The 17960-nt window shown below is 60.3% G+C and carries 14 protein-coding genes; 5 read left to right on the top strand and 9 right to left on the bottom strand.

Annotated elements, in window-relative coordinates:
* Positions 1-31: 31 nt before the first annotated feature.
* From ACKXGA_RS12900 to ACKXGA_RS12885, 4 genes are all read right to left on the bottom strand, one after another.
* Entirely contained in the window at positions 32-646 is a 615-nt protein-coding gene (locus ACKXGA_RS12900) for a hypothetical protein (RefSeq protein ID WP_423729650.1), read from the bottom strand.
* Between the two features lie 72 nt (positions 647-718).
* Positions 719-1891, bottom strand: a complete 1173-nt coding sequence (gene ftsZ / locus ACKXGA_RS12895; protein WP_005935636.1) for a cell division protein FtsZ — start codon at positions 1889-1891, stop codon at positions 719-721.
* Between the two features lie 89 nt (positions 1892-1980).
* The gene (locus tag ACKXGA_RS12890) at positions 1981-3312 is read right to left on the bottom strand and encodes a UDP-N-acetylglucosamine 1-carboxyvinyltransferase (RefSeq protein ID WP_423729649.1); all 1332 of its coding nucleotides are present in this window, start codon (positions 3310-3312) and stop codon (positions 1981-1983) included.
* A gap of 171 nt (positions 3313-3483) precedes the next feature.
* A complete protein-coding gene (locus ACKXGA_RS12885) occupies positions 3484-4626 on the bottom strand; it encodes an FtsW/RodA/SpoVE family cell cycle protein (RefSeq protein WP_423729648.1) in 1143 nt (380 codons plus the stop codon).
* 244 nt (positions 4627-4870) lie between these two features.
* Between ACKXGA_RS12885 and ACKXGA_RS12880 the strand changes: the two genes are divergently transcribed.
* Positions 4871-6742, top strand: a complete 1872-nt coding sequence (locus ACKXGA_RS12880) for a peptidoglycan D,D-transpeptidase FtsI family protein (protein ID WP_423729647.1) — start codon at positions 4871-4873, stop codon at positions 6740-6742.
* A 48-nt stretch (positions 6743-6790) separates the two neighbouring features.
* On the opposite strand, the gene ACKXGA_RS12875 is transcribed toward ACKXGA_RS12880, so the two are convergent.
* A complete protein-coding gene (locus ACKXGA_RS12875; protein WP_097770812.1) occupies positions 6791-7384 on the bottom strand; it encodes a xanthine phosphoribosyltransferase in 594 nt (197 codons plus the stop codon).
* A gap of 245 nt (positions 7385-7629) precedes the next feature.
* On the opposite strand from ACKXGA_RS12875, the gene ACKXGA_RS12870 reads away from it, so the two are divergent.
* Together ACKXGA_RS12870 and ACKXGA_RS12865 are read left to right on the top strand one after the other, a co-directional pair.
* A complete protein-coding gene (locus tag ACKXGA_RS12870) occupies positions 7630-8499 on the top strand; it encodes a patatin-like phospholipase family protein (protein ID WP_423729646.1) in 870 nt (289 codons plus the stop codon).
* 45 nt (positions 8500-8544) lie between these two features.
* Entirely contained in the window at positions 8545-9069 is a 525-nt protein-coding gene (locus ACKXGA_RS12865) for a nitroreductase family protein (RefSeq protein WP_423729645.1), read from the top strand.
* A gap of 187 nt (positions 9070-9256) precedes the next feature.
* Here the strand turns inward: ACKXGA_RS12865 and malQ are convergent, their stop codons facing one another.
* From malQ to ACKXGA_RS12850, 3 genes are read right to left on the bottom strand one after another with little or no spacing between them, the layout of a single operon-like run.
* Positions 9257-10759: a 4-alpha-glucanotransferase gene (gene malQ / locus ACKXGA_RS12860; protein ID WP_423730409.1), complete on the bottom strand. Its 1503-nt coding sequence runs from the start codon at positions 10757-10759 to the stop codon at positions 9257-9259.
* Between the two features lie 18 nt (positions 10760-10777).
* Positions 10778-11596 carry an endonuclease/exonuclease/phosphatase family protein gene (locus tag ACKXGA_RS12855; RefSeq protein ID WP_423729644.1) on the bottom strand — a complete coding sequence of 273 codons (819 nt, stop codon included), beginning with the start codon at positions 11594-11596 and terminating at the stop codon, positions 10778-10780.
* A gap of 6 nt (positions 11597-11602) precedes the next feature.
* Complete coding sequence (locus tag ACKXGA_RS12850) at positions 11603-13285, bottom strand: PTS transporter subunit IIBC (protein WP_423729643.1); 1683 nt, start codon at positions 13283-13285, stop codon at positions 11603-11605.
* A 286-nt stretch (positions 13286-13571) separates the two neighbouring features.
* Between ACKXGA_RS12850 and ACKXGA_RS12845 the strand changes: the two genes are divergently transcribed.
* Positions 13572-14597, top strand: a complete 1026-nt coding sequence (locus tag ACKXGA_RS12845) for a LacI family DNA-binding transcriptional regulator (RefSeq protein WP_423729642.1) — start codon at positions 13572-13574, stop codon at positions 14595-14597.
* Between the two features lie 58 nt (positions 14598-14655).
* Here the strand turns inward: ACKXGA_RS12845 and ACKXGA_RS12840 are convergent, their stop codons facing one another.
* A complete protein-coding gene (locus ACKXGA_RS12840) occupies positions 14656-15513 on the bottom strand; it encodes an AraC family transcriptional regulator (RefSeq protein ID WP_423729641.1) in 858 nt (285 codons plus the stop codon).
* A 128-nt stretch (positions 15514-15641) separates the two neighbouring features.
* On the opposite strand from ACKXGA_RS12840, the gene ACKXGA_RS12835 reads away from it, so the two are divergent.
* Positions 15642-17903 (top strand): glycogen/starch/alpha-glucan phosphorylase, encoded by a 2262-nt coding sequence (locus ACKXGA_RS12835; RefSeq protein WP_423729640.1) that lies wholly within the window; start codon positions 15642-15644, stop codon positions 17901-17903.
* Positions 17904-17960 lie beyond the last annotated feature (57 nt).

The following is a 17960-nucleotide window of genomic DNA, read 5'->3' as shown; positions in this document are numbered from 1 at the left end:
CGATGCACAGCGTTTGTGCATCGTCTTTTTGTTATACAGTCATTAAGCTTTCCAGCTGATGTACCAGATCCACCGCCTGATGGTCGAGCGCCGTGGTGGGCTTCCAGTCCGGCTGCGCAAAGGGGCGGCGTTCCTCCTCCGGTTCCGGCGGTGCGGCCTGCGGGGCAGGCTCCTGCTCCGGTACAGCATCCGGCTGGGGCTGCTCTGCCTTGGGGGCATCCGCCGCCGGGTGGAACACGATCACCGGTAAGCCGGGCTGTTCCAGTACCCTGGGCTGCGGGGGCACGGGCGGCAGCAGGCTGTTTGCCCGCGCCTGCTCACACAGAGCTTCCAGCTCGGCGTTCTCCTGCCGCAGTGCCACCATCTCCCGCTCACAGGCGTAAAGCCGGGTCTGGTAACGGCGGATCTCCGCATTGGCAGCGGCAAGACGGCGGTTCAACAGCTCCGCCTGAGCGGGCTGGCTCGGGAGCCGTCTCCCGGTTTCCGGTTCGACCTGCGCCATCATTTCCTCCACTTCCTGCACCCTGCGCAGAGCGCGGCGGTATTCACGGGCAGCGGCGGCACAATAACGCTCCACACAGCGCAGCACGCTGGTTCTGCGGCAGCTCAGCCATTCGGTGCGCAGCCAGATGTCGTTTGGTACCATCTCTGCTCCTCCCGCTCACGCGCGCAAGAGACCACGCCCCCTCCCGGGCGGTTCACACTGTAACTTACAAACTTACTTGCGCTTATTCAGGATCGCCAGCAGCTCATCGTAGTAACGGTTGTCGCTGCTTTCTTCCTCCACCGGCTTTGCAGCGCTGTTTGCGGCGGCAGCAGGCTGCTGCTTTGCGGCACCCGCGCCGGACACATCAGAGCTGAACACTGCGCTGGGGGTGGAAGCACCGGCACCGGCGGCGTTGTTCAGGCTGCTGCGCAGGCCATCGGCGGCCTTGTTGTCAAAGCCGGTGGCCACAACGGTAACGCGCATCTCATCGGACAGGTTCTCATCGAACGCAGTACCCCAGATGATGTTTGCATCGGGGTGAGCGCTCTGGGTGATGAGGCCGGCAGCAGTCTCGACATCCTCCAGGCCGATATCGGGGCTGGAGGTGATGTTGATGATCACGCCGTGTGCACCGGCAATGCTGGTTTCCAGCAGCGGAGAGGAGATCGCAGCCTTGGCAGCGTTCTCTGCCTTACCTGCGCCCTTGGCGCTGCCCACGCCCATGTGGGCGTAACCGGCATCCTTCATAATGGAGCGCACATCGGCGAAGTCCAGGTTGATGAAGGCGGGCACATTGATCAGGGCAGAGATGGACTCCACGCCCTGACGCAGCACATTATCGGCAGCCTGGAAGGCGTTCATCAGGGTGATCTTCTCCTGGCTGATCATCTTCAGGCGCTCATTCGGGATAACGATCAGGCTGTCAACGTGCATGAGCAGGTTTGCAATGCCCTGCTCTGCCAGGCCCATCTTGCGCTTGCCCTCAAAGGAGAAGGGCTTGGTGACGATGCCCACGGTCAGGATGCCCAGATCGTGTGCCACCTCAGCCACAACAGGAGCCGCACCCGTGCCGGTGCCGCCGCCCATACCGGCGGTGATAAAGACCATCTGGGAGCCCTTCAGGGCATTTGCGATCTCGTCCTTGCTTTCCTCTGCAGCACGCTGGCCGATCTCGGGATCAGCGCCCGCGCCGCGGCCCTTGGTGAGCTTGGAGCCCAGCTGCACCTTGGTGGCAGCATGGTTCTTGGCCAGCGCCTGCTGGTCGGTGTTCATTGCAATAAATTCTACGCCCTGCAGACCGTCGCTGACCATGCGGTTGACTGCGTTGCCGCCGCCGCCGCCCACGCCAATGACCTTGATCGTCGTAACATTTTCATCCATTTCTTCGTCGAGCATGAGTGCCATAACTTTTGTCCTCCATCGGATATGTTATCGTAAACCTGCGCTTTTCGCACAAGAAGAGTTCGATACTATACTTATATAACTGTATCGTATCATCTTTTTGCCCCGATTGCAAGACAAATTTGTTTTTTTGCAGAGGTTTTTTTCACCGTCCCGTTTCCCGGGGCCGATTCCCTCCGAATTTGCGCCCCTAAACCGGCCAAAATCTCTGTAAATCCGGCATATCCCCGGTCGATATGCGCCGGGTGGGTGATGACCGTGGTTCCCCGGGCCGCAAGCCCCGCCAGCACCAGTGCCGCCCCGCCCCGCAGGTCGGGGGCCTCCACCTCTGTACCGCGCAAAAGGCCGCCCGGCGCAATGGTCAGCACCCTGCCTGCCGCTTCGGCCTGTGCGCCCAGGCGGCAAAAACCCTCGGCACAGCCGAACCGGCGCTCAAAGATTACGTCCTCGATGCTGCTTTCGCTGTCGGCACAGAGCATTGCCGCCGCCAGCAGCGGGGCAGCATCGGTGGCAAGGGCCGGATAGGCCCCGGTGAACACCCGGCCTGCCCCGTGCAGCCGCCCAAAGCGGGAAATTCGCACCGTATCCCCTGCCGGTTCCACCCGGCACCCCATTTGTCCCAGAATTTCCAGCACCGGTGCATAGAGTACAGGGGCACAGCCGGTCAGTTCCACCCGGCCGCCCGCCGCCGCACAGCCGCAGGCCAGCGTGGAAGCAAAAATACGGTCGGGCAGGGGCGAAAAACAGCACCCGGAAAGCCCCCGCCGCCCTTCGATGCGGATCGTGGAGCTGCCTGCCCCCTCGATGCAGCCGCCGCACCGGTTCAGAAAAGCGGCCAGGTCGGCGATCTCCGGTTCCCGGGCCGCCCCCCGCAGAATGGTCCTGCCCTTGGCACATGCAGCGGCCAGCAGAAGCGTCTCGGTGGCTCCCACGCTGGGGAAGCGCAGGGTGATCTCGGCCCCGTGCAGGCCGGAGGGAGCCGTCAGCACCAGCCGCCCTTCCCCTGCTTCCAGCTCCACCGCCCCCATTTTTGCCAGCCCCGCCAGATGCAGGTCGATGGGCCGGGCCCCGATGCGGCACCCGCCGGGCAGGCTGGTCTCGGCGCGGCCCAGCCTTGCCAGCAGCGGCGCGCAGAACAGGATGGAGGCCCGCATTTGTCCCGCTGTTTGCCCCGGCATAGTGCTGTTGGCAGGCGGACCGGAGAGCACTGCGTCACTGCCCTCCCACCGGGCGGCACAGCCCACGCCCCGCAAAAGCGCCATGCAGTGTTCCACATCCGCAAGGCGGGGCACAGCCTGGAGCCGCACCTCTCCCGTGCAGAGCATCGATGCCGCAAAAAGCGGCAGAACGCTGTTTTTCGCTGCCGGAATTTTTACGCTTCCGTTCAGCGGGCGGCCCCCTGTCACCACGATCCGTTCCTCCATGTCCGTGCCCCCATTCCGCAAAAGATACCCCACCGTATGCAAAACAGGGCCGGAGTGTGAGGCGGACAAGTTTGTTTTGTAATTTATAGCATCCTCGCCCTCTCAGGCGCTTCGCGCCAGCTCTCCCAAAGGGAGAGCCTTTGGCAATTCAACTTTATGTTTTCTATTCCGTCAGGTCTCACCTCTTGATACGGATAGGACAATACCCATCTCTCCCAACAACATCATCAGGCTCGTTCCTCCGGAGGAGAAAAAGGGCAGGCTGATGCCGGTGTTGGGGATGGTATTGGTGACCACGGCCACATTGAGGACAGCCTGCAGGGCCACCTGCACGGTAAAGCCCACCACCAGCAGCGCCCCAAAACGGTCGGGAGCATGGGCGGCAATGGTAATGCCCCGCCAGAGCAGCAGCACGAACAGCAGCACCACGGCGCAGGCCCCCACAAAGCCCAGTTCCTCGCAGACGATGGAGAAGATGAAGTCGTTCTGGGGTTCGGGCACAAACAGATGCTTCTGGCGGCTGTTCCCCAGCCCCAGCCCGGTGGCTCCGCCGGAGCCGATGGCGTACAGGCTCTGGATGGTCTGGTGGCCGTCCCCCAGCGGGTCGGCAAAGGGGTCCTTCCAGGAGCGCAGGCGGTCGGCGGCGTAGGGCACAAGGTCCGGCATAACGACCACCGCCGCCCCGATGGCGGCCGCCCCGCCCAGGCCCGCCAGCACGAACCACCGCAGACCTGTGCCGCCCACGAACATCAGCACAGCTCCGATGCCCAGGATCAGCAAGGTGCCTGAAAGATGGGGCTCCAGCAGCATCAGCGCTGCCACCACCCCCAGCACCAGCGCAAAGGGCAGCACCCCCACCGCAAAGCTGCGCATCCTGTCATGGTTCAGCGAGATGATGTGCGAAAACACCAGCACCACCGCAAATTTTGCGATCTCGCTTGGCTGCAGGGTGCCCACCCCCGGCAGCACCAGCCACCGTTTGCAGCCGTTGTATTCCGGCATAAAAAGCACCACCGCAAGCAGCACCAGCGAGATCCCCAGCAGCGGCCAGGCCAATTTGTGGAAGATGTGATAGTCCACCCGGCTGGCCAGCCACAGCCCCGCAATGCCCATGGCGGCGTAGAGCAGCTGGGGGCGCAGGTAGGCAAAGGCATCGCCCCGCCGGTAAAGGGCCACCGCCCCCGATGCACTGCCCAGCATCACCAGCCCGAACCCCACCAGCGTGAGTACCAGCACCAGAAACGGCAGGTCCATGGCCGGCAGCGGCCGCAGCGGTGCCTTGTGCCGCCCGCCTGCCAAGGCAGTCAGTTTCATGTCGTCACCCCCAGTTTTACTATTGTACGCCATGCTGCTGTTGGCTATACGGATATTATCGTGACGTTGTGCATATCTTGTACACTAGCTCACCCTCTCAGGCGCTTTGCGCCAGCTCCCCCAAAGGGGGAGCTTTTGACAAAATCATAAACTTTGTATCGAATGCCAAGGCCTCTCCCTTCGGGAGAGGTGGCATCGCGTCAGCGATGACGGAGAGGGTGAGCCCGTTAAAGGGGGTGACATCATGCCCAGATTTCTCCGCACCCTGCCCGAGCGGGGATTCCGCCGCCGGGCACGGGCCGTGGCGGTGCTGTTCTGTGCCGTCTGCCTGGGGCTGGCCGTGCGGCTCTTTTTCCTGCAGGTGCGCACCGACGGCTTCTATGCCGACCGTGCACAGGGCCAGCAGCTGCGGGATACCGTGGTCCCAGCGGACCGGGGGCGCATTTACAGCGCCGACGGCCTTTTGCTGGCCGCCAACAGCAGCTGCTGGACCCTGCGGGCCTCGCCCCGAGAGATGCCGGAAGAGAAAATCACCCTTGCCGCCCACGGCCTTGCGGAGATCTTAGCACTGGACGAAGCGGCCCTGCTGGAAAAATTCAGCGACCGCCGCTCCAACGACTGCCTCCTCCGCTACCGGGTGGACCGTGCCGCAGCCGATGCCGTGCGGGACTTTTGCGAGGAAAACAGCATCACCGGCATCCGCATCAATCAGGACAGCAAGCGCTGGTATCCGCAGGGCGCGTTTCTGGCTTCGGTGCTGGGGTTCACCAATGTGGACAACGCAGGGGTGGCCGGGCTGGAACTGAAATATGATGATCTGCTCACCGGGGAAAACGGCGTGGTGCTCACAGCTGTCAACGCCTGGGGCTACACACTGGAGCAGAGCTACGAGACCGAGCGTTTTCCCACCGAGGGGGACGGCCTGCGGCTCACCATCGACAGCTGTATCCAGCACTACCTTGAAAATGCGCTGTCCTACGCTGTGCAGGAGCACCATGTGGCGGCGCGGGCCGTGGGGATCGTCATGGATGTGAACACCGGGGCCGTGCTGGCCATGTCCACCACGCCCTCCTATGACCCAAACGAGCCCCGCGTCATTGCCGACACCGCCGCCCGGAACACCGTGGAAGCCCTGACCGGTGATGCGCGCAAGGCCGCTTTACAGCTGGCCCAGCAGACCCAGTGGCGGAACAAGGCCGTCAGCGACCTGTACGAGCCGGGCAGCGTGTTCAAGCTCATCACCTGCGCGGCGGCGCTGGATGCCGGAGCCATCACAAAGCATTCCAGCTTTTACTGCGGGGAATCCATCTCGGTGGCAGGCACCCGCTTCCACTGTGCCAACCACAAGCGCCACGGAGCCCAGAGCGTGACCCAGGCGCTGGAAAATTCCTGCAACCAGAGCTTCATCCAGATCGGGGCCCGGCTGGGCAGAGAGGCCTTCTGCGATTATTTTGCCGCCTTCGGCCTGCGGGAGCCCACCGGCATCGACCTGCCCGCCGAGCCGAAAAAGAGCCTGTACTATACCGCCGACCGGATGGGCCCGGTGGAGCTGGCCTCCTGTGCCTTTGGGCAGAGCAGCAAGATCTCCTATCTGGAAATGGCGGCGGCAGTCTGCGCCGTGGTCAACGGGGGAAAGCTGATGCAGCCTTACGTCGTCTCGGAGATCCTGGCCCCGGACGGCAGTACCATTGAGCAGCTCTCCCCTGTCTGCAAACGGCAGGTGCTCAAGGCAGAGACCAGCCAGACCATGCGGGAGATGATGGAAGCCGTGGTGCTCCACGGCGGCGGGCGGAACGCCCAGATCCCGGGCTACCGGGTAGGCGGAAAAAGCGGCACCAGCCAGAAGCTGGACAGCGCCGACGAAAAAGCCCGCATTGCCAGCTTTGTGGCGGTGGCTCCCATCGACGATCCGCAGTTTCTCTGCCTGGTCTGCCTGGACGAACCCCACAGCTGGACGACCGCAGGCGGCAGCCTGTCGGCCCCGGTCTGTGCCGAAGTGCTGGAGCAGACGCTGGTGTACAGGGGCGTGCCCCGCACCACGGAAGCCCCGGCTGCCTCCACAGCAGAGACCGCCGCCGACCTCCCCGCTGACGGCGACAGTTTTGACGGGGCCTGAAAACGGGCAGCAAAAAAGACCGCCGAAGCGGTCTTGAAGTGCTTGTTTTCAGTTCTGGTGCGGCTGCTCGCGGAACTTGATCTCGCCGGTCTCGCTGTTCATGGATTCCACAATGGCAAGGCTCTCCAGCTGGATGCCCTTGCTGCGGATGAGCTCGCCGCCCTGCTGGAAGCCCTTTTCCACGGCAATGCCAATGCCCTCGACCGTGGCTCCGGCCTCCTTGGCCAGATCCAGCAGGCCCATCAGGGCACAGCCGTTTGCCAGGAAGTCATCGATGATCAGGACATGATCCTCTGCGGTGAGGAACTTTTTGGAGACGATGACATTATAGATCTTCTTGTGGGTGAAGGACTGGATCTTGGTCTCATAGTTGTCGTAATCCAGGTTGATGCTCATGGACTTTTTGGCAAACACCACAGGCACATTGAACTCGCTGGCAACCACGGCGGCAATGCCGATGCCGCTGGCCTCAATGGTCAGCACCTTGTTGACGGGCTTGCCTGCAAACAGGCGCTTCCACTCCTTTGCCATCTCGCGGAACAGGGGGATGTCCATCTGGTGGTTGATGAAGCTGTCCACCTTCAGCACATTGCCCTCGCGCACGATCCCGTCTTTCTGAATGCGTTCTTCCAGCAGTTTCATATCCGTCTCTTCCTCCAAGCTTTGGTACAGCATTTTGATTTTACCTAGTATACCGGATTTGCCCCCCTGTTTTCAAGGTCTTTTGGCATTTTCTCTCTTGTTTTTCAGCAAAATCTGAGTATACTGGAAGCAACGGCTCCGGGTGGATTTCCGGGGCGCTCCGGGCACAGGGAAAGGTGCCCGTTTTCTGCATCCTGCCGTCTGTTCGGGCGGGATGCACTGTGAGGAGAAGGAGTATCACGCGTATGAAGACCGGATTGATCCTGGAAGGCGGTGCCATGCGGGGCATGTTCACCGCCGGTGTTCTGGATGTTCTGATGGAGCAGGGCATCACGGTAGACGGTATGGTAGGTGTTTCGGCGGGAGCAGTGTTCGGCTGCAACTACAAATCCCACCAGATCGGGCGGACCATCCGCTACAACACCACCTATTGCAAGGACAAACGCTATGCCAGCTTCCGCAATCTGCTGCGCACCGGCAACCTGTACAGTGAGAATTTCTGCTACCACGAGGTGCCCGAAAAGCTCGACCCGTTCGATGACAAGGCTTTCCGGGAATCCCCCATGGATTACTTTGTGGTCTGCACCGATGTCCGCACCGGCGACCCCATCTATCATAAGTGCCGCACCGGTGATGCGGAGGATGTGCTCTGGATGGAAGCCTCGGCTTCCATGCCGCTGGCCGCAAAGATCGTCAGGATCGGCCATTACGGCCTGCTGGACGGCGGCGTTGCCGATTCCATCCCCATCCGCTTCTTTGAGTCCATTGGCTACAAGCGGAACCTCATCGTCCTGACCCAGCCCAAGGGGTTTGTGAAAAAGAAGAACCCCATGCTGCCCGCCATCCGGGCACGGTATCTGCGCTATCCTGCCTTTGTGGAGGCTGTGGCCGACCGCCACGAGCGCTACAACGAAACCCTGAGCTACATCTCCATGCTGGAGCAGTCCGGCAAGGATTACGTTATCCGCCCGCCCATCCCGCTGGAGATCGGTGCCATGGAGCGTGACCCCGACCAGCTGCGCCGCGTCTACGAGACCGGCCGGGCCGTGGCACAGATCCAGGTGGATAAGATCCGGGCCTTCCTTGAAACTGCAAAGGCAGAAGCCGAGGAATGATCACTGTGCTATACTGGGGCAAATCAAAACAGGAGGCACTGATCTATGAACACTCTGGATGCCATTCTCACCCGGCGCAGCTGCCGGGAATTCACCGACAAGCCCATCAAAAGCGAAACCCTGCACCAGCTGCTGGAAGCGGCCATGAGCGGCCCCAGCTGCGTCAATGCACGGGACTGGGCCTTCGTGGTGGTGACCGACCCGGAAAAGCTGGCGCTGATGGCCGATGCCAACGGCCGCCCTGCTGAGCCGCTGCGGAAAGCCGCCGCCGGTATCCTCGTCTGCGGCGACCTTGACCGTGCGTTCCGCTTTGCAAAGGACTACTGGGTCATTGACGGAGCCATTGCCGCCCAGAACATCTGCCTTGCTGCACAGGAGCTGGGGCTTGGCGCAGTCTGGCTGGGCACCTGGCCTCAGATGGACCGGGTGGTGGCCCAGCAAAAGCTCTTCGGTCTGCCGGATACCATTGTGCCCCACTCCATCATCGCCCTTGGCTACCCGGAAGCAGACCTAACTGCCCCGCGTAAGAGCCGCTATGAGGATGACCGGGTACATTTTAACCAGTGGTAAATTTTCCAGACGCAAAAGGCCGCCTCCGTTTTTGAACGGAAGCGGCCTTTTCGTCAGGGAGCAATCAGTTGAGATAGTCACCCACGGGAGCGGAATTGTACTGCTTGATGACCTTTACAATGATGGAGCCATGCCCAGACCGTTGTGTGAAACGGCCCGGACATGGGGTTTTATGGTTTTAATACAGTTACGCCCAGTTCTTCCGCCCGTAACGGGTGGTCAGCTGGCAGATCTCTTTTTGGAGTTTTCGGGTCAGCTGGGACTTTTTCAGCCGCCAGCGCCAGTTCTGGCCCACGGTGGAGGGCTGATTGATGCGGGCGGAGTTGTCCAGCCCCAGCCAGTCCTGCATGGGAATGATGCAGGTCGCCGCTGCGCTGCGCAGGATCAGTGCGATCATGCTTTTATAGAGCTGCTCCTCCGGGGTGGCGTAGTCGAACAGATAATCCCGCACCATGGCGCGCTCCGCACCGGTGATGGTCTGGTACCACGATACCAGCGTTTCGTTGTCGTGGGTACCGGTATAGGCTACGCTGTTCACCGGGTAGTTGTGGGGCAGGTAGTCGCTGGCGCTGCCGGTATCCCGGGAGTCAAAGGCAAATTCCAGCACCTTCATGCCCGGGAAGCCGCTGTCCCGCACCAGCTGACGCACGGTGTCGCTCATGTAGCCAAGATCCTCCGCAATGATCTCCCGTTTGCCCAGTGCCTGCTCCACAGCATGAAACAGCTCGATGCCGGGGCCTTTTTCCCAGTGGCCCGGCGCGGCAGTCTCGCTGCCGTAGGGGATGGAAAAATACTCATCGAAGCCGCGGAAGTGGTCGATGCGCACCACATCATACAGCTCAAAGCAGTACCACAGGCGGGTGATCCACCACTGATAGCCGGTTGCGCGGTGGGCTTCCCAGCGGTAGAGCGGATTGCCCCAGAGCTGGCCGGTGGGCGAAAAGCCATCCGGGGGAACACCCGCCACCGCCGTGGGAATGTTGTCCTTGTCCAGTTGGAACAGACCCGGGTTTGCCCATGCGTCCGCCGAATCCAGCGCCACATAGATGGGGATATCCCCAATGATCCGGATGCCCTTGCTGTTGGCGTAGGCCTTCAGCCTGCGCCACTGCTGATCGAACTTGAACTGGAGATATTTGTGGTACTCCACCTCAAAATACAGCTCCCGGCGGTAGTAGTCCATAGCGGGCTGCCAGCGCAGACGGATATCCTCGGCCCACTCGATCCACGGCTTGCCCTCAAAACGGCCCTTCACCGCCATGAACAGAGCAAAATCATCCAGCCACCACTTGTTTTTCTCGCAGAAGGCTGCAAACGCTTCGTTGTGGCCGATGTCGCTGCGGGAGTAGGCCAGCCGCAGCAGGCGGCCCCGCTCGGCATACAGGAGGCTGTAATCAATGTCATCTGCCTTGCGGCCAAAGTTTGCCTTTTTGCACTCGGCGGCAGTCAGCACCCCTTCCTCCACCAGTGCGTCCAGGCTGATGAAATACGGATTGCCCGCAAAGGCGGAAAAGCTCTGATAGGGGCTGTCGCCGTAGCTTGTCACACCCAGCGGCAGGATCTGCCAGTAGGTCTGCCCGGCTTCCTTGAGCCAGTCCACAAAGTCGTATGCTTCCTGCGAAAAGCAGCCGATGCCGTAAGGGGACGGCAGACTGCTGATGGGCAGCAAAATGCCTGCACTTCTCTGCATCTTCATTTCCTTCTTCCTTTATAACTCGATCAGAACACCCGCGTGGTCGGATACCTGCGGCTCCCGCAAGCCGTTGAACACCACCCGGCTGCTCTTTACAGGTACCGTTTTGGAGCACCAGATCTGGTCGATGCGCTTTTTTGCCGCCGCATCCGGGGCATCCCGCCAGCCATCAATGGCCTGCACGACGGTGTAGCCCTCGTCCCGCTGCTGTGCCAGACGGTAGGTGTCCTGCCAGCCGCTGCGGAGCACAAGGTCGTAGCCCTCGCCCCGCACGTCGGCCTCGCTGTTGAAGTCCCCCAGCAGAAAGGCGGTCTTTTTTGCGCCTGCCGCCCGGGACAGCGTTTCCCACTGGGCGGCAAAAGGTTCCACTTCGTCCTTCCACCAGCCCAGATGCACTGTGTAATACCAGACATCTCCTGCGCAGATGCCCAGGGTGCGGCGGGTCTTCCAGCAGCTGTAATCATCGGACTTGCTCAGCAGCAGGTTTTCAGCGGCGGTGATGGGTGCACGGCTGAACACCGCCATGCCCTCATCGTACTTGTCGTAGCCGATTTTTGCCGGGAGCCAGCTCCAATGGTACTGCACGCCCCGTTCTTCCAGCATCCTGGCTACGGCTGCGGCGTGGTTGTCCGCTTTCAGCAGCACTGTATTGCCGGAGCAGGGATAATATCCCGCCGGAGCCTCTCCCAGCAGCGGAGCGGCGGAGGTCTGGTTCACCTCCTGCAGGGCGAACACCTCCGGCTGCTCCCTGGCGATAAAGTCCACAAAGATCTCCCGCTTTGCCTCATAGTCCGGCTCGATGAGGCTGTGGGTATTCAAAGTCAGCAGTTTCATAGTTTTTTACAGAATATCATTGATGTCAGATTTCAGAACGTCTGCCTTGGGGCCATACACAGCCTGAATGCCGTCGCCCTTCACCAGCAGGCTCAGAGCGCCCTCGGCCTTCCATGCGGCAAGGTCGGCCACCTTGGCGGGGTCCTTCACGGTAACACGCAGACGGGTCATGCAGGCATCCACCAGCACGATGTTCTCCCGGCCGCCCAGCAGGGCGATGATGCGCTCGGCCTGGCCGTTATCGGATTTTTTATCTGCTTTCTTCTCGGCCTTGGTGTCGGCTGCAGCATCGTCTGCGTTGTCATCGGTGTAGTTGCCCAGACGGCCCGGCGTTGCCAGCTTGAGCTTGCCGATCATAAAGTAGGCCACGAAATAGCCGATGACAAAGAACGCCGCCACGCAGAGCATAAAGTTGATGATGTCGCCGCCCAGACCGGCCTGCAGGGACATGGGGATACGGGTGATGAATTCCAGATTGCCGAAAGAGTGCAGGCGCAGATGGATGATGCCTGCCATGGCAAAGGCACAGCCCTGCAGCAGTGCGTACACGATGTACAGCGGCATGGCGCAGAACATGAACATAAATTCCAGCGGCTCGGTCACACCGGTCAGGAACACAGCCAGCGCGGTGGAGATGAACATGGACTTATACTTTGCGCGCTTGTCGGCATCCACACGGCGGAACATGGCCAGCGCGATGCCCAGCAGCAGACCGGTTGCGCCGATCATCTGGCCCACCTTGAAGCGGGCGGGGGTAACGGTGGTCAGCAGGTTGTTGTAAGCGGCCATGTCACCGGCTTTCTTGAAGTTGATGAGGTCGTTGGCCCATGCCAGCCACAGCGGGTCCTGGCCAAACACCTGGCTGCCCGCATTGACACCGGTTGCAATGGTGTAGGTGCCGCCGAAGGAAGTGTAGTTCATGGGGATGGTCAGCATGTGGTGCAGGCCAAAGGGCAGCAGCAGACGCTCCAGCGTGCCATAGATGAACGGAGCCAGAACGGGAGAAGTCTCGGAAGAGTTTGCGATCCAGATGCCGAAGTTGTTGATGCCGGTCTGGACCACAGGCCAGAACAGTGCCAGCACCATGGAAATGACCACAGAATAGGCAATGACCACCATAGGCACAAAGCGCTTGCCGTTGAAGAAGGCCAGTGCATCCGGCAGCTTGCGGAAGTTATAGTATTTATTGTAAGCCACGCCGCCCACAAAACCGGCAATGATGCCCACGAACACGCCCATGTTCAGGGCCGGGGCACCCAGCACAGAGGTGAAGTAGCCGTTGACGGCGATCTCCCGCCCGAACAGGGTGTGGGTCACGGCGTTGGGGTCTTCCAGCATGGCGCTGGTGACACCGAAGATGTTGCCGGTGATGACATTGATGAGGGCAAATGCCAGCACAGCCGCAAAGGCACCGCCAGCACGCTCCTTTGCCCAGCTGCCGCCGATGGCCACGGCAAACAGGATGTGCAGATTGTTGATGACCGCCCAGCCAATGTTCTCCATGGTGGTGCCAATGGTCATAACTGCCGCAATGTCACCGCCGCCCATCTGCACCAGCTTGCCCAGACTGATCATCAGGCCGGCAGCGGGCATGACGGCGATGACGGTCATCAGCACCTTGCCCAGCTTCTGTAAGAAGTCAAAGTTGATAAGCCCCTTTTTCCCCGGAGCTGCTTGTGTTGTTGCCATAATGTTCCTCCTTGTTTCCTTTTGCGCCGTTTTACGCAATCGTTGCGCTTCTGTTGCGTAACTTTACGCAACAAGAATAATCCAACTCTGCAATTTTTACAAGAGTTTTCTAGGTCAAAAATATACTTTCTGCTTTTTGCACAACAGCCCGCAAGTTTCTTTGTTGAAAACATCGAAGGTGCGCAAAGGGTGCGGTTGCATGATCTGCGCAAACTCGTGCGCAAATCATTGACATTGCGTGCAAACAGCTTTACAATAGACCTATTACATCAGGGAGGAACAGACCATGGCAGTTACCATCAAGGATGTGGCAGCAGCGGCGGGGGTATCGCCCTCCACGGTGTCCCGCACCTGCAAGGACAGCCCTTCCATCAGCCGGGAAACCAAGGAGCGGGTGCGCCGCATTATGGCACAGCTGGGCTATGAGCCGAACTTTGAGGCCGAACCGGTGGAGGCGTTCTCCAAGACCATCGGCATCATTCTGCCCTCCTCCCAGAGGGATGTCTACGAGAACGCCTTCCATCTGGAGATCATCCGCGGCATCGGGCAGTTCTGCAACCAGCGGAGGTATGTGAACACGGTCATCACCGGGCAGGACGATACCGAAGTTCTGGATGCCATCCAGAGCATGGTGGCCAACGCGCAGGCGGATGGCTTTATCCTGCTCTATTCCAAAAAGGACTGCCCGGTGGCAGCCTACCTGCGCAGCGAAGGGCTGCTCCATGTCATCGTGGGCAAGGCGGCGCAGTCCGCCAATCAGACCATCTATATCGACAATGACAACGCCCTTGCCGGTGAGGAAGCCACCGATTACCTCTATGAAATGGGCCACCGCCGCATTGCCTATTTCGGTGTCAGCAACGCCATGCTGTTTTCGGCAGAGCGCAGGCGCGGCTACCAGATGTCCCTGTTGAAGCACGGCATCACCCCCCGGGAGGAGGACTGTGTGGAGGTCAACACCCTGAACGACGCTTACGAGGAGCCGCTGAAGTCTCTTCTCACCGCACCGGACCATCCCACGGCCATGCTGGTCAGCGATGACATTCTGGCCGTGGTGCTGGAACAGTTCTGCGGCAAACTGGGGCTGCGCGTCCCGAAGGACCTTTCCATCGTTTCCTTCAATAATTCGCTGTTCTCCCGCATCACCAGCCCCCAGCTGACCACCGTGGACGTGAACCCCTATCAGCTGGGCATGGAGGCCGCCAGCCAGACCATCAACCACATCGAGAACCCGAATCTGCTGGCAACAAAGATCCTTGTGCCGCACAAGCTCATCCCCCGGGAGAGCTGCTGCCCGCCGCCGGAAGTCTGATCAAAACAATGAGGCCGTTCCCTCTCTTTCTCAGAGAAGCGGAACGGCCTCATTTTGCTTATTTTTTCCGGTACTCCCGCGGGGTCATGCCAAAATGCGCCTTAAATGCCCGGTTAAAATAGGAGAGGTTTTCAAACCCGCACCGGGAAGCGATCGTCAGCACCGTCTCGTCCGTAGCGTGCAGCGCTTCGGCGGCGGCATTCAGCCGGTATTCGTTCAGAAAGGCAACAAAGCTCTGCCCTGTCATCTGCCGGAACCAACGCATGAAGTGGCTGGAACTGAAGGAGCAGACCCCGGCGGCATCGGTGACCCGAAGCCCCTCGGCATAATGGGCAGAGATCCATTGCAGAACGGCTTTCAGCCGCTGGTTATCGGCAGTTTCCACGGGGAGCTGCTGTTTTCCCTGCGCAATGAGCAGGGAGAGGAAGCGCAGCAGTGCTCCTTTGACCAGCAGCTCATAGCCGGGAAGCTTGGCGCGGTTGGCTTCCTCCACCTCCCGCAGGCAGGCGGCGGCTTGCAGATAACACAGGTCGTTGGGTGTCAGCCGCACAGGCAGCAGCAGCCGCCCGCTTTGCAGCGGAAGCAGGTATTTTTCGGCGCAAAGGTCCTCCGCACCGCCCAGAAGCTCCAGCTCAAAGATGATATTCTCATATTCCATCCGCTGCTCCTCTGCCTGCCGCAGGGCGTGGAGAGTGCCGGGCGTAAAAATAAAGATATCCCCCTGGTAGGCCGGGCAGGACACCGCACCCACCTGCACCAGCCCCGCGCCCCGCTTGACAAAGACCAGCTCCATGCTCTCCTGCCAGTGGAGTGCCACCTGCGGAAAATCTCCCGGAATGGTGCAGGGATACAGATTGAAGGGGAACCGCACGGCACCGTGCTGCTTGGTTTCCTGCAATGAAGCCTGATTTTGCATCTTCTCACCTCCAGATGATAGGATTGTACCACAATTTGCACCTTTAAGGCAAGATTTCGATTGTTTTATCTGGTATATCTTGCATTATAGATGTCAAACCTGTTTTCCGTAGCAAAGGAGGAGCCATTATGAGCTTTACCGAAACATTACAGAGTATCACCGGCAAGCTGCTGGCGGACTGCACCGATCAGGAGCTGTATCTGGCACTGCTGGAGCTGGTGCGGCAGAAGAGTGCCGACCGCGTGCAGCCCGTCACCGGACGCAAGCTGTATTATATCAGCGCCGAATTCCTCATCGGCAAGCTGCTGTCCAACAACCTCATCAATCTGGGGCTGTATGAAGAAGCCCGGGATGCACTGGCCGCTGCCGGAAAGCGCCTTTCGGACATTGAAGAGGTGGAGCCGGAGCCTTCTCTCGGCAACGGTGGTCTGGGCCGTCTGGCTGCCTGCTTCCTGGATTCGCTGGCAACGCTGAACCTGCCCGGCGACGGCGTGGGCCTGCGGTATCACTTTGGCCTGTTCCACCAGTCCTTTGAGGATGGTGTGCAGAACGAAAAGCCCGACCCCTGGCTCACCGCCCACAGCTGGGCTGAAAAGACCGATGTGACCTACCCGGTGGAGCTGGCGGGCAAGGAATACACTGCCCGGCTGTACAAGCTGGCTGTCACCGGTTACGAGGGGCGCACCAACACCCTGAATCTGTTCGATCTGGATACCATCGACGAGAGCATCGTCCATGACGGCATTGCCTTTGACAAGACCGCCATCGACAAGAACCTGACCCTGTTCCTCTACCCGGACGACTCCGATGAGGCAGGCCGCCGTCTGCGGGTGTATCAGCAGTACCTCATGGTTTCTGCCGGTGCCCAGCTCATTCTGGCAGAGTGCGCCGCCCGGGGCTGCAATTACCACGATCTGGCCGACTACGCCGCCATCCAGATCAACGACACCCATCCCAGCATGGTCATCCCGGAGCTGATCCGGCTGCTGGGGCAGCGGGGCATTGAGTTTGAGGAAGCTGTGAAGATCGTTACCAAGACCTGCGCCTACACCAACCACACCATTCTGGCTGAGGCACTGGAAAAGTGGCCCCGCGCCTATCTGGATGCCGTTGTACCCCAGCTGATGCCCATCATTGAAAAGCTGGACGCACTGGCCCGCACCCGCACCGAGGACGAGAGCCTTGCCATCATCGACAAGGACGACCGGGTGCACATGGCCCACATGGACATCCACTTCACCCATTCCACCAACGGCGTGGCAGCGCTGCACACCGAGATCCTGAAAAATTCCGAGCTGCACGGCTTCTATGAGCTGTACCCGGAAAAGTTCAACAACAAGACCAACGGCATCACCTTCCGCCGCTGGCTGCTGGAATGTGACCCGCGCCTGACCGCCACGCTGGAAAAGCACATCGGTTCCGGCTTCCGCAAGGACGCTGCCGAGCTGGAGAAGCTGCTGGCCTTCGCCGACGACGAAGCCGTGCTGGGCGAGCTGACCGCCGTAAAAAAGACCAACAAGGCAGCGCTGGCAGACTGGCTGCTGCGCACTCAGAAGGTGGCAGTGAATCCCGATGCCATGTTCGATATCCAGTCCAAGCGGCTGCACGAGTATAAGCGTCAGCAGCTGAATCTGCTGTACCTCATCCATCAGTATTACGAGATCAAGGCAGGGCACCTGCCTGCCATGCCGCTGGTGAGCATCTTTGGTGCCAAGGCTGCTCCTGCCTATACCATTGCCAAGGACATCATCCATGCCCTGCTGACCCTCTCCAAGGTCATCGCCGCAGACCCGGAGGTGTCCAAGTGGCTGCAGGTGGTATTTGTGGAAAATTACAACGTCACCGCTGCCGAAAAGCTCATTCCTGCCTGTGACCTGTCTGAGCAGATCAGCCTTGCCTCCAAGGAGGCCTCTGGCACCGGCAATATGAAGTTCATGCTGAACGGTGCGCTGACGCTGGGCACTATGGACGGTGCCAATGTGGAGATCAGCCAGCAGGTGGGCGAAGAGAACATTTATATCTTCGGCCAGACCTCCGATCAGGTCATCCACCGCTACGCCGTGGGCGATTACGACCCGGCCCAGTGGGTGGAGGGCGATGCCAACATCCGCCGCGCCATCAGCTTCCTCACCGGCCCGGAGATGCTGGCTGCCGGCCATGCCGAAAACCTGACCCGCCTGCACGACGAGCTGATCCACAAGGACTGGTTCCAGACCCTGCCGGACTTCAACGCCTATGTCGTCCGCAAAGGGCAGGCCCTCAGCGATTACGCCTGCGACCCCATGGGCTGGCGGCGCAAGTGTCTGGTGAACATTGCCAAAGCCGGGATGTTCTCCTCCGACCGCACCATTGCCGAGTACGACCGCGACATCTGGCATCTGGGGAAGTAATCGTTTTTACTTTGCGTCATCCCAGCATCCAGCAGTTTCTTGTAGAAGATGCACTGC

It is taken from the genome of Faecalibacterium hominis (ex Afrizal et al. 2022) (assembly GCF_049545105.1).
In the GTDB taxonomy this organism is placed as follows: Bacteria; Bacillota; Clostridia; order Oscillospirales; family Ruminococcaceae; genus Faecalibacterium; species Faecalibacterium duncaniae.
This window is presented reverse-complemented; position numbering and strand designations above follow the sequence as displayed.

Coding starts and splice junctions, on each gene's coding strand:
- ACKXGA_RS12900 (WP_423729650.1), bottom strand. CDS start 646: ATGGTACCAAACGACATCTGGCTGCGCACCGAATGGCTGAGCTGCCGC.
- ftsZ (WP_005935636.1), bottom strand. CDS start 1,891: ATGGCACTCATGCTCGACGAAGAAATGGATGAAAATGTTACGACGATC.
- ACKXGA_RS12890 (WP_423729649.1), bottom strand. CDS start 3,312: ATGGAGGAACGGATCGTGGTGACAGGGGGCCGCCCGCTGAACGGAAGC.
- ACKXGA_RS12885 (WP_423729648.1), bottom strand. CDS start 4,626: ATGAAACTGACTGCCTTGGCAGGCGGGCGGCACAAGGCACCGCTGCGG.
- ACKXGA_RS12880 (WP_423729647.1), top strand. CDS start 4,871: ATGCCCAGATTTCTCCGCACCCTGCCCGAGCGGGGATTCCGCCGCCGG.
- ACKXGA_RS12875 (WP_097770812.1), bottom strand. CDS start 7,384: ATGAAACTGCTGGAAGAACGCATTCAGAAAGACGGGATCGTGCGCGAG.
- ACKXGA_RS12870 (WP_423729646.1), top strand. CDS start 7,630: ATGAAGACCGGATTGATCCTGGAAGGCGGTGCCATGCGGGGCATGTTC.
- ACKXGA_RS12865 (WP_423729645.1), top strand. CDS start 8,545: ATGAACACTCTGGATGCCATTCTCACCCGGCGCAGCTGCCGGGAATTC.
- malQ (WP_423730409.1), bottom strand. CDS start 10,759: ATGCAGAGAAGTGCAGGCATTTTGCTGCCCATCAGCAGTCTGCCGTCC.
- ACKXGA_RS12855 (WP_423729644.1), bottom strand. CDS start 11,596: ATGAAACTGCTGACTTTGAATACCCACAGCCTCATCGAGCCGGACTAT.
- ACKXGA_RS12850 (WP_423729643.1), bottom strand. CDS start 13,285: ATGGCAACAACACAAGCAGCTCCGGGGAAAAAGGGGCTTATCAACTTT.
- ACKXGA_RS12845 (WP_423729642.1), top strand. CDS start 13,572: ATGGCAGTTACCATCAAGGATGTGGCAGCAGCGGCGGGGGTATCGCCC.
- ACKXGA_RS12840 (WP_423729641.1), bottom strand. CDS start 15,513: ATGCAAAATCAGGCTTCATTGCAGGAAACCAAGCAGCACGGTGCCGTG.
- ACKXGA_RS12835 (WP_423729640.1), top strand. CDS start 15,642: ATGAGCTTTACCGAAACATTACAGAGTATCACCGGCAAGCTGCTGGCG.